General features: G+C 59.3%; 10 protein-coding genes. 3 read left to right on the top strand and 7 right to left on the bottom strand.

Features of this window, described 5'->3' with window-relative positions:
• Window positions 1-11: 11 nt before the first annotated feature.
• The 7 genes from ATY78_RS18605 to ATY78_RS18575 all read right to left on the bottom strand — a co-directional run bounded on the left by ATY78_RS18605 (window position 12) and on the right by ATY78_RS18575 (window position 8534).
• Complete coding sequence (locus ATY78_RS18605; RefSeq protein ID WP_088683770.1) at window positions 12-824, bottom strand: ABC transporter ATP-binding protein; 813 nt, start codon at window positions 822-824, stop codon at window positions 12-14.
• Window positions 821-1810 carry an ABC transporter ATP-binding protein gene (locus ATY78_RS18600; protein ID WP_088683769.1) on the bottom strand — a complete coding sequence of 330 codons (990 nt, stop codon included), beginning with the start codon at window positions 1808-1810 and terminating at the stop codon, window positions 821-823. The genes ATY78_RS18605 and ATY78_RS18600 overlap by 4 nt, the downstream gene beginning before the upstream one ends.
• A gap of 1 nt (window position 1811) precedes the next feature.
• Window positions 1812-2669 carry an ABC transporter permease gene (locus ATY78_RS18595; RefSeq protein ID WP_088683768.1) on the bottom strand — a complete coding sequence of 286 codons (858 nt, stop codon included), beginning with the start codon at window positions 2667-2669 and terminating at the stop codon, window positions 1812-1814.
• A 3-nt stretch (window positions 2670-2672) separates the two neighbouring features.
• Window positions 2673-3677 carry an ABC transporter permease gene (locus tag ATY78_RS18590; protein ID WP_088683767.1) on the bottom strand — a complete coding sequence of 335 codons (1005 nt, stop codon included), beginning with the start codon at window positions 3675-3677 and terminating at the stop codon, window positions 2673-2675.
• 117 nt (window positions 3678-3794) lie between these two features.
• Window positions 3795-5699, bottom strand: coding sequence for an ABC transporter substrate-binding protein (locus tag ATY78_RS18585; RefSeq protein ID WP_088683766.1), 1905 nt, complete (start codon window positions 5697-5699; stop codon window positions 3795-3797).
• Between the two features lie 188 nt (window positions 5700-5887).
• Window positions 5888-7396 (bottom strand): alpha-N-arabinofuranosidase, encoded by a 1509-nt coding sequence (locus tag ATY78_RS18580; RefSeq protein WP_088683765.1) that lies wholly within the window; start codon window positions 7394-7396, stop codon window positions 5888-5890.
• A gap of 211 nt (window positions 7397-7607) precedes the next feature.
• Window positions 7608-8534, bottom strand: coding sequence for an ArsR family transcriptional regulator (locus ATY78_RS18575; RefSeq protein WP_190237487.1), 927 nt, complete (start codon window positions 8532-8534; stop codon window positions 7608-7610).
• 204 nt (window positions 8535-8738) lie between these two features.
• On the opposite strand from ATY78_RS18575, the gene ATY78_RS29000 reads away from it, so the two are divergent.
• The 3 genes from ATY78_RS29000 (at window position 8739) to ATY78_RS18560 (ending at window position 10804) form a co-directional block, all read left to right on the top strand.
• Complete coding sequence (locus tag ATY78_RS29000; RefSeq protein WP_280950450.1) at window positions 8739-8873, top strand: hypothetical protein; 135 nt, start codon at window positions 8739-8741, stop codon at window positions 8871-8873.
• 559 nt (window positions 8874-9432) lie between these two features.
• Window positions 9433-9696: an ankyrin repeat domain-containing protein gene (locus ATY78_RS28905; RefSeq protein ID WP_245313598.1), complete on the top strand. Its 264-nt coding sequence runs from the start codon at window positions 9433-9435 to the stop codon at window positions 9694-9696.
• A gap of 202 nt (window positions 9697-9898) precedes the next feature.
• Window positions 9899-10804: a hypothetical protein gene (locus ATY78_RS18560; RefSeq protein ID WP_088683763.1), complete on the top strand. Its 906-nt coding sequence runs from the start codon at window positions 9899-9901 to the stop codon at window positions 10802-10804.
• Window positions 10805-10812: the final 8 nt, after the last annotated feature.

The raw sequence follows: 10812 nt of genomic DNA, 5'->3' as shown, positions 1-10812 counted from the left end.
TCCCACACCACTCACCCCACCGCACCAAAATCCGCCGCCAACACCGCATCCTTCAGCGCTCTTGAATATTCATGCTGCGGATCGTCCAACACCGCCCGCGCCCGCCCGCGCTCGACGATCTCCCCCTTGCGCATGATGATGATATTGTCGCTGACGTAATAAGCCGTCGCCAGATCATGGGTGATGTAGATGATCGAGAGCCCCAGCTCGTTTTTGAGCCGCCCGAAGAGGTTGACGATCGCCATGCGGAGCGACGCGTCGACCATGGAGACGGGTTCGTCGGCCACCAGCAGGCGCGGTTGGGGGATCAGTGCGCGGGCTATGGCGACGCGTTGGAGTTGGCCGCCGGAGAGTTCGTGGGGAAAGCGGCCTTTTACCTCTTCGAGCGTCAGGCCGACGTGGTGGAGGGCGGTGTCGGCCATCTTTTCGGCCTGCTGCCGGTCCGGCCGTTTGCCGTCAGCGGAAAAATTGCGGGCGGTTTCGAAGAGATAGCGGTCGACGCGCTTCAGCGGGTTGAAGGCTTCGAAGGGGTTTTGCAGCACCGGCTGCACCTCCTTCATGAAGGCCTTGCGTTCGGCGCGGCTGTGGATCGCGACGGTCTTGCCGGCGAATTGCAGCTCGCCTTGCGTCGGCTCGGTCTGGCCGAGGATCATTGCCGCGACCGTCGATTTGCCCGAGCCGGATTCGCCGACGATCGAGAGGATCTCCGGCTCCTCGCCGAGTTCGAAGCTGACATCCTTGACGGCGGTGATCAGCCGCCGGCCGAGCATGCCGCCCTGGCGGTAGATTTTCGTGACATGCGAGAGGCTGAGAAGAGCCGTCAAACCTGATCCCCCGTAACCGCGAAACACGCCACCCGCCGCTCCGGCGCAACGGTGACCAAGGGCGGAACCTTTTGTGAGCAAATCTCCATGCGCTTGGGACAGCGCGGGTGAAACCGGCAGCCTTCCGGCGGCATGGCGAGGTTCGGCGGGCGCCCCTCCAGCGAAGGCCGCGTCGTGGGGTCGCCGATCTTCGGCAGGCTGCCGACGAGGTGCTGCGTATAGGGGTGGAGCGGCATGCTGAAGAGCTTGGCCGTCGGCGCCTCCTCGACGAGACGCCCGGCATAGACGATGCCGATGCGGTCGGAGACGGTCGCATGCACGCCCATGTCATGGGTGACGAAGAGGAAGGACGAGCCCATCTCGCGCTGGATATCGCGGATCATCGACAAGACGTCGCGCTGCACGATGACGTCGAGCGCGGTCGTCGGCTCGTCGGCGATGATGAACTCCGGCGTCAGGATGGTGGCGAGCGCGATGGTCATGCGCTGGCGCATGCCGCCGGAGAGTTCGTGCGGATAGGCATCGAGCAGATGCGGATCGAGCTTCAGCCGCTGCAGGTGGGCGGCGACCTTTTCGAAGAAGATAGCCTTGCTGACCTTCATGTGGCGGAAGGCGAAATCGGTGAAGGAGTGGCGAATCCGGCGCACCGGATTGAGCACGTTCATCGAGCCCTGCATGATATAGGAGAGATGCTTCCAGCGCAGCGCCATGCGCTCATCCGGCGTCATCGCGTAGATATCTTGCGTGCCGCCGCCGAAATGGAATTTGACGTTGCCCGAGACGACCCTCAGCGGTGGCCGGATGGCGCCGGCGATTGTTTTGATCAGCGTCGTCTTGCCGCTGCTCGATTCACCGGCAACGCCATAGACCTCGCCGCGGCCGATCGTCAGGCTGATATCGTCGACGGCCCGCACCTCGCGATCGACGCCGTAGAGGAAGGCGCGGTAATAGGCCTTCAGGTTCTGGATTTCGACCAAATTCTCCATGCTAACTTCCCATCCGGTTCAGCCGGCTGCGCGGATCATTGTATTCGTTCATCGACATGGAGAGCAGGAAGAGCGCCAGGAAGAGAATGACGATGGCCGCGACGGGGGCGGCCACCCACCACCATGTTCCCGAGATCAGCGCCGAATGCGCATTGGCCCAGTAGATCATCATGCCCATGGTCGGCGTCTCGATATCGGTGAAGCCGAGCACCGAGAGGGTGATCTCCATGCCGATCGACCAGATCATGTTGTTCATCGTCGTGGCGAAGACGATCGGCAACACATAGGGCAGGTGCTCCTCCACCAGGATCTTGCGCGTCGTCATGCCGGAATAGACGCTCTGGGTGGTGAAGGGCCGGGTCTTCAGGCCGATCGCCACGGAGCGGATGAGGCGTGCATCATAGGACCAGCCGAGTGAGGCCATGATGACGATCAGCACCGTCCAGGTCATGCTGTCCTTCAGCACGAAATAGAAGAGGATCAGCAGCGGAAATTGCGGGATGACCATGACGCTGTCGTTGATCGCCATCAGCACCCGGTCGACCGCGCCGCCGGCATAACCGGCGACCAGGCCGACGACCAGCGAGATGATGCGCGAGAGAAAGGCGACGCCGATGCCGAAGAACAGCGTGTTGCGCAGCGCCGTCGTCAGCTGCCAGAACACGTCCTGGCCGCGCGATGTCGTGCCGAGCCAATATTCGCCGTCCGGCGGCATGTCGGGCGGCAGGAGATAGATGTCCGTCGCGCCGTAGGGCGAGAAATAGGACATGATGATCAGGCCGACGATGACGGCAAAGAGCAGCAGGCCGCAGAGGAATTCCAGGTTCTGGCGCGCGAGGTCGCGGACGATCGTAAACATGTTCTATTCCACCTTGATGCGCGGATCGATCAGCGGGCTCAGAATGTCGATGATGAAGACGGCGGCGGCGACGCCGACGATCGACAAGGCGCTGAGGCCGAGCACCAGGCTGTAATCGCCGGCATGCACCGCCGAAATCAAAAGGTTGCCGATGCCGGGATAGCCGAAGACGATTTCGGTGATGACGGTGCCGTTGAAGATCGCGCCGAGCGACATGGCAAGCCCGGTGAATTGCGGCACCATGGCGTTGCGGGCGATGTAGGAGCGCAGGATCTTTCGCTTCGGCACACCGCCGAGCTCGGCGAAGACGACGTAATCGTCGGTGATGATGTTGGAGACCAGCGCCCGCATGCCGATCAGCCAGCTGCCGGCGCCGACAAGGATCAGCGACAGGGCGGGCAGGATGGAGTGTTCGAGGATATCGAGCACCAGCGAGAAGGAGAGGTCGAGATTGGCGTTCATCTCATAGCCGCCATTGATCGGCAGCACCGGCCAGAGATAGCCGAAGACGATGAGAAGCACGAAGGCCAGGATATAATAGGGAATGGGCAGCAGCGCGATGAAAACGAGGCTGACGCCCTTCAGCACCATGTTCTTGCGGTAATAGCCGGCGAGCGCGCCGATCGCATTGCCGAGCACGAAGGTGATCAGCGTCGCGACCGTCATCAGCCCGATCGTCCAGGGGAGCGACCGCAGGATGATGGTGGATACAGGTGTCGGAAAGGCCGAGAGCGAAGGGCCGAGATCGCCCGTCATCAGCCGCAGCCAGAAATGCAGATATTGCTGCCAGATCGAGCCGTCGAGGCCGTAAAGCTCGCGCAGCGACTGGCGCATCAGCTCGATCGCATTCGGATCGGACTGACCCATCTGGGTGATGGCGCCTATGCTTTCTTCGACCGGATCGATCGGGGTCAGGTGGGTGACGAAGAAGGTGATCGTCACGCCGAGAAAGACGACGAGCAGAAACTGACCAAACCGCTTCAGCACAAAGATCAGATAGGACGTCATAAGGCAGTGGTTCCTCTCTGGTTCCCTTCTGGAAAGGATCGACGAGCACGGGTGGTTGGGCCCCATGCCCGTCGATAGGGGGCCGGCGCGATGGCTCACGCGCCGGCGTTGGGAGGATTATTTCGGTTGAGCCGGCTTGAGCTTGACCATCATGAGCCTGGAGTTCGCCCAGTTCGGCACCGGATCGGTATAGGGGTCCTTGATGGTGGGATAACCGGTCCAGTAGGTCGTATCCATCGAGGTGAAGACGTTATAGGACATCAGCGGGATCGTCGGCATTTCGCGGGCGACGAGCTTCAGATAATCCTTGCCGAGCTCGATGCCCTTGGGATCGTCGGCGCTGATGCCGCGGATGCTCTCGATGATCTTGTCGAGCTCCGGATTGGACCAGCGCTGCCAGTTGCGCGGCGGCTGAACCTCACCCTTCTTCGCCACGAACTGGGAATGCCAGCTGTCGAGGAAGAAGGAGAGATCGGGATCGCCGCCCCAGGTCTCGACGCTCCAGGCAATCGCCACCTGGAAATCGCCGGGCTGCAGCGCCACCTGCCAGAGGCTGGTGGCCGGCACCGCCTTGGCGTCGATGCCGAAGGCTGCCCATTGCTGCGCGATCAGCGTGCCGGCCCGGGTGAAGACGGAGCGTGTGTCGCCCTCCACCGTCATGCGGATCTTGAAGGGCTGTCCATCAGGGGTCAGCCATTTGCCGCCGGATTTCTTGAAGCCTGCCTTTTCCAGAAGTTCGCCGGCCGCTTTCGGGTCCGGTTTCCACCAGCCGTAGCCGAAGGCGTCGCTGATCGCCTGCGGGTCGGTCGGGATCTGGTCCTTGAACTTCGGCTGCTTGCGCAGGATATCGGCGATCTGCTGGCCGATCGTGGGATCATAGGGCTTGATCTTGCTCTTGCCGGTATCGATCTCGAAATCCTTCAGCCAGTCCTGCATCGGCGCCTGATAGTCTTTCATGGCGACCGCCGTCGGCGGCACGCCGAGCGCCGAGAGCGTCGCCGCCCCGCGGTAGCTCGCCATGTCGACGGCCTTGATGTCGATCAGCAGAGCCAGCGCCCAGCGCACGTCGGCATTGTCGAACGGCGGATTCTGGTTGTTGAAGATGACAGCCGGCAGCGTCGGGTCCGGATGGGCGAAGGGGAAGCCCGGGAACCAGGTGTCGATGGTCTTCGACTTCTCCTTGAGGGTGAACATGCCCTCCGGCGTATTGTCGTGAATGATATCGAGATTGTGCTCGAGCTGGGCGATCGTGCGCTTATCCGGCGGGCCGGGATCGGTATAGGTCACATATTTCGGGGCCGGCTCGCCGAAGCGGGCAAGCGAGGTCCGCTGCCAGTCGTCGCGCTTCTCCCAGGTATACCATTTGCCCTGCGGATCGTAGGATTTCAGCTTATAGGCGCCGAGCGAGACGGGATTGGCGAAATCGTAGCGAAGCGGATCGGCCACCTTTTCGAACACGTGCTTGGGCATGATCCAGGCGCCGTTCCAGCGCACGGTGAAGATGGCGTGGAAGCGCGAATTCGGCTTCTTCAGCTTGAACACCACGGTTTGGGGATCGGTCGCTTCGACACTTGCCACCTGCACCGAGAAGGCCGCACTCCAGATCATGCCGGGGTGATCCATCTGCGTCTTGACGGTATAGACGACGTCATCGGCGGTGAATTCCACGCCGTCGCTCCAGAAGAGCCCCTTGCGCAGTTTCACGGTCATCTCGGTGAAGTCAGCATTATATTGCGGCTTGTCGGCGGCGAGCGAATTGTCCCAGGCCGCGCCGCCAAGCCCCTGTTCGGGGTCGATATACCAGAGTGTATCCATGGTCAGCTGCTGCAGGCCTGTGGAAACACCGCCGCCGCCATTGACCCAGATGTTGAACCAGCCGGGATTCTTGATCGTCCCTTCCGGATTTTCGACGATGAGCGTCTCCTTGCGCGGCAAGGAGGTATAGTCATCGGCCTTGGCTGTCGCTGTCAGGCCGAGTGCGGCCAGCGCGACGCCAAATGCGAGCCTCTTCCACTGTTGCATGAACTCCTCCCTAGAAAGCGACGATATGGCGGCCGCTGAGGCACGCATGGGCACGTCGCGGTTGTCGGTTCGCAGCCACCAGGGCTTCACAAGCCCCGGCCTCAGTGAACCATCCCTCCAGCTCGTCTGCCTCCTCGCAGTCGAGCCGAATACCCTCAGCCGGGGCCGATCGGCGCCCGGCGCAGCTGTCAAACCGACAGCCGGATGACGTTGTAGGACAGCGGTTTCAGCGCCGCCCGCACCCGACCGTCCTCGATATTGGCACTCTCGACAGTGACCGGGGCGACTGTTTGCGGCCGCTGTGCCGTGTTGACGGCTTCGAGGTCGCCATGGGTCATTTCCACCTGCTCGATCAGGCGGGCGCCACCAAACCCTTCCAGCCGCACGTTGAGATCGAGCGCACTATCCGGATGACGGTTGACGGCAAAGAAGGTCAGCGTCCTGCCATCCTCGGAATGGACGGCCGAGACGTCGAGATAGGGAACCTCGTTCTCCTCGTCGCTGTCATAGGTCGGGCCGTCGACAACGAGTTGCAGCGCCGTGCCGCGGCCATATCGGGAGGCGTAGTAGAAGGGATAGTAGATCGTCTGGCGCCAGGCAGCCCCGCCGTCCTCGGTCATGATCGGGGCGATGACGTTGACGAGCTGGGCGATGCAGGCGATGCGCACGCGGTCGGAGCGGCGGATGAAGGTGTTCAGGATACCGCCGACCTGCAGTACGTCCTCGAAATTATAGACGTCTTCCAAAAGATGCGGCGCATCCGGCCATTCGTCGCGCGCCAGGATCTCCTTGTCCTGCTGGTTGGAGTGATACCAGACGTTCCATTCGTCGAAGGAAATGCCGATCGTCTTCTTCGAGCGCTTCTTCGCCTTGATGTAGTCGATCACCCCGCCGATCGTGGTGATGTAGCGGTCGAGTTTGGTCGCGCGAGCGAGGTAGTTGAGCGTGTTTTTCTCGCGATTGGCGAAATACATATGCAGCGAGATGTAATCGGCGCTGTCATAGCACTGTTCGAGGACTTGGGCCTCCCAATCGGGATAGGTCTTCATGTCGGAATTGGACGAGCCGCAGACCACGAGTTCGAGCGATTTGTCGAAGCCGCGCATCGCCTTCGCCGTCTCGTCCGCCAGCCGGCCATATTCATAGGCCGATTTATGGCCGACCTGCCAGGGGCCGTCCATCTCGTTGCCGAGGCACCACAATTTGACATCGTGCGGATTGGACCAGCCGTGCTTGCGGCGCAGGTCCGACCAGTAGGTACCGCCGGGGTGATTGCAATATTCCAGGAAATTGCGGGCGGCGTCGAGGCCGCGCGAGCCGAGATTGACGGCGAGCATCGGCTTGGTATTGGCCTTCTTGCACCAGTCGACGAATTCGTTGACGCCGATCTGGTTGGCTTCACGGGTGCGCCAGGCCAGGTCGAGGCGAACCGGGCGCTCCGAACGCGGGCCGACGCCGTCTTCCCAATTATAGGCCGAGACGAAATTGCCGCCGGGATAACGGCAGTAGGGCGTATCGAGCTCACGGACGAGATCGAGCACGTCGCGGCGGAAGCCATCCTCATCGGCCGTGGGGTGTCCGGGCTCGTAGATGCCGCCGTAGATCGCTCTGCCGAGATGCTCGAGAAATGAGCTGTAGAGCCTGGCGTCAATGGTCGCGATGCGAAAATCGCGGTGGGCAACGACATTCGTCTTCAACGGATCCTCCCGTTTATGTATCAGGAATTTTGTTTTCTTGCCCCTAACTTGATATCAGGAATGTTGGGATGTCAACCGAAACGCGGATTTAATCATACTAATGCGACAGACGATAAAATACATTTTATTTCAAGTGCTTAGATATGTTCCTCTATCGCCGAGGCACGAAATAAATGCGATTTCCAAATCAGGATATCCGATATTATAAAATTCAGACATGCAGCCGCATGATGATATCGCGGCCGTGATTTCCGAAGCCGCGGCCGAAGATATTGACGCCGCCGGTATGGCCGGCATTCTCGGCGATGCCGACGCGCAGGCGGATGGAGGAATGCTGGCCAAGCGCCAGATCGTTGAGCGTGACATTCGATGCGGCGACACCGTCGATGAAGGTGCCGCGCGTCGAGATGCGCCAGGTCTTCATCATCCCGTATTGCGAACCTTCGAGCTTCCACCAGGCCGGCGTGAAGGCGCCGCGCTTGTCGCCGTAATCGCCCGGCGACGTCCAGGTTCCGATCGCCATGCCGTTGACCCAGAGCGTGATGTCGGAAGGCCAGTCCGGATTGGTGCCGGGCACCTCGGACGACAGCTCCAGCGAAAATTCGATGGCGCGGATATCCTTGTTCAACACCTTGGCATTATTGGGGAATTTATATTCCACATAGCCCCGGCCGAACCACACCAGCCCAGCCTGCATGCGCTGCGGATCAAGGAAATAATCGGGCACATCGAGCGGGCCGATGACGCTCTCGCTGGAGCAGAGACCGCAGGGCGCATGGACATCGCAGCTGGTGTAGAGCCCGACCGGCATCTCGACTTCGATGATATTGTTCGCCCGTTGCGCCGCACTTTCCTCGAAGCTGATCAGGATTTCGCTATAGGTCGCCGAGCAGATCTTCTGGTTTCCCTTGCGCGCCTTCGCCAGCCGGGAATCGACAAGCCCGGCATCTTCCAGGATCTGAATACCGGTCGCGACAGTGGATTGGGGAAGGGAAAGCGCCTGCGCGATGTCGTTGATATTAAGCGGCCCCTTGGCGCAGAGCAGCTTCAGAATCTCGATCCGCGCCGGCGCCGAAAGCGCCCGTATCGCATCATTATTCTCGCCGGCGGCGATCGTCAAAAACGAACGTTCCATCATTTCCCCATCATTTCCGATAGAATGATGTATATCGGAAATTATGATACGGCAAGTGCGTAGGAACAAACGGAACGGACATGGCCCCTGGGAAGCTCAATAGCAGGCCGAATGGTACATACTCTATATTAAAATAACGACCCCGGCCGGACCGTTTACAACCTGCAAACCGCTGTGCCAGAAGAACTAGGCTCTCGGGGTTACGAGATGGGTTATATCGCTGCCACATGTAAATACGGGTTGGTAATATGGAAAGCTGCTCTGGCCGAAAAAACCCTTGCCCGGCAAGCTCTTGACGACGTGATGCAGGGCATCGAAGGCTTTTGCTCGGTTGACCGCTGAGGCGGACGAGATTGAAAGGTGGGGTAACTGACGGATGCCGTTTCAAGGCTGTGTGCCTGGTTTGAGGGACAATGCATAGACGAATGGCATGAGGACCGCGGGATCAAAATCGATACCATCGACAATCCCGGTTGGTCGATGAAAGCCGACCTCAAGGGAACGGTCCTTCAAGGCAAGGAATTTGAGGAGGTCCGAGTCGAAAGATCGGAGCGTGATTGGTTTGTCGCTCGCAGAAATGGGCAAACCTTTGAGGCATTTGGTGGGCCAACGAACCTCACTGAAATGATTGAAAGCTTTCTCGCATGGGCGGTGTAACTGTTGCTGAGACGGACTGCGACCGTCTCTCCTAAGGCAGGTGATCAATGGAAACCATTGCGGGGACTGACGACATACTGAACCGAGTTGAACTCGGCAACTTCAGCATGCTTCCATGAACGGCCAGTCGAAGATTGAGCAATTCATTGGGCGAATAGTGGCCGGCGCTTCACAAGCTTAGCTGGAGGTCGAGTCTAAGGAACTCGACTTGAACCAAGTCGGCCTACATGGTCGGACACCGCTCATGGTCTCCGCAGCTGAAGGTTTGCTTGCAGCGGTTGAGACGCTGGTGCGAAACGGTGCATCAGTAGACGCGGCAGGTCGTGGTGAAGTGATGGCGCTGCACGAGGCATCTGCGAATGGCGAAGCAGCCGTTGCAAACTACCTCCTATCCCTTGGCGCGGACGTTAACGCCGAGACGGTCGATGGCGTGACCCCGCTGATGTGCGCGGCGGCTTGGGGAAACACCAAGTTGCAAAGCTATTGCTGGAGAACCATGCGGACGTGACAAAGACCGATCGCACTGGCGCGACGGCCGCCGATATTGCACGCGAGAAAGGTGAGGACGATGCCGCGGACTTGATCAACTCATACTCGTCGCGGGAGAGTGCATAGTCCTCTGAAAGCTGATTTCTTGAAGGCGTTCGGCATCGAGCCAGCCGAAAAAGTCCGCGCATAGCGCACCGCGGGATCGATGGGCTTAGGAGGAGGTGGATGTCTTCTTCGGCGCAATTGCCGGGCCGTTCCAGGTGGTGCTGCGATATGACGGCACAGAAGTGGTGACGGTGTCGTCGTTGAGATCGACGAACGCGAACGGCGAGCCTGGGAGGCGGAGCTTCAAGATCGAAAAAACGAAGAGAAGAAAAGTAATCAAGATAAAAACGGTGATGATAGACACAACGAAAGCGAGAACAACACAAATGGCGGAACCTGGGGGCAAAAATCAAGATAGGTATGGTCTCTCATCCCATTCAACGGCATCGTTGCTTGGCTTGATAAAGGATGAAAAGATCGCCGACGAGGACTTAAAATTTGATGCTCACCTACACTTGTTCAGAAGGTGGCAGGATGGTCAAGATTTGGACTTCCTTGTTGGGTTCTTGATTTCTCCAACGACCGAGGAACGATTAAGGGGCGCTTATTATCTCAGTGAATCAATGCCCAAAAGCGAGGTCGTGAGGGATGCCGCAATCGAGCTTGCCGATGACCCCCTTGGCTATTGCAGACGAATATTCATCGAATACGTTTTAAGTTCGAAGCTTTATGATGATGTCGTTGCTGTTCGCTTGGCAAACAGCCTATACGATTTCGACATCCACGTTCGAATTGAAACAATATATTGGGCAGCCTCTACGCACGACCAAAGATTTGACCATTTTTCCAAATTAGTTTTGTCGGGGGCGGGCGCCAGAAAGCCTGAACCCTGGCGGGCCTTCGACCTCAAGCGCGGTGCGAGAGGGCTGGAAATTGCACGACGCATAAGAGACGGCGAAGTCATCGAGAAAATTGCGGAGGACATGCCGGGCGAGGATAGCTTCACCTTCGACTACCTAAAGAATTTTGAGGGCCGGTTATCGCGCTATCGTGAAAAACGCAAGGCACGCCCATTACACTAGGACCCGTT

The organism is Rhizobium sp. R635 (assembly GCF_002211285.1).
Taxonomy (GTDB): Bacteria; Pseudomonadota; Alphaproteobacteria; order Rhizobiales; family Rhizobiaceae; genus Rhizobium.
The sequence above is the reverse complement of the archived record's forward strand: the minus strand, read 5'-3'. Positions and strand labels throughout refer to the sequence as shown.

Bases quoted from the DNA above. Each gene is read 5' to 3' on its own strand.
- ATY78_RS18600 (WP_088683769.1), bottom strand. From the start codon at position 1,810: ATGGAGAATTTGGTCGAAATCCAGAACCTGAAGGCCTATTACCGCGCC.
- ATY78_RS18595 (WP_088683768.1), bottom strand. From the start codon at position 2,669: ATGTTTACGATCGTCCGCGACCTCGCGCGCCAGAACCTGGAATTCCTC.
- ATY78_RS18590 (WP_088683767.1), bottom strand. From the start codon at position 3,677: ATGACGTCCTATCTGATCTTTGTGCTGAAGCGGTTTGGTCAGTTTCTG.
- ATY78_RS18585 (WP_088683766.1), bottom strand. From the start codon at position 5,699: ATGCAACAGTGGAAGAGGCTCGCATTTGGCGTCGCGCTGGCCGCACTC.
- ATY78_RS18575 (WP_190237487.1), bottom strand. From the start codon at position 8,534: ATGATGGAACGTTCGTTTTTGACGATCGCCGCCGGCGAGAATAATGAT.
- ATY78_RS29000 (WP_280950450.1), top strand. From the start codon at position 8,739: ATGGGTTATATCGCTGCCACATGTAAATACGGGTTGGTAATATGGAAA.
- ATY78_RS28905 (WP_245313598.1), top strand. From the start codon at position 9,433: ATGGTCTCCGCAGCTGAAGGTTTGCTTGCAGCGGTTGAGACGCTGGTG.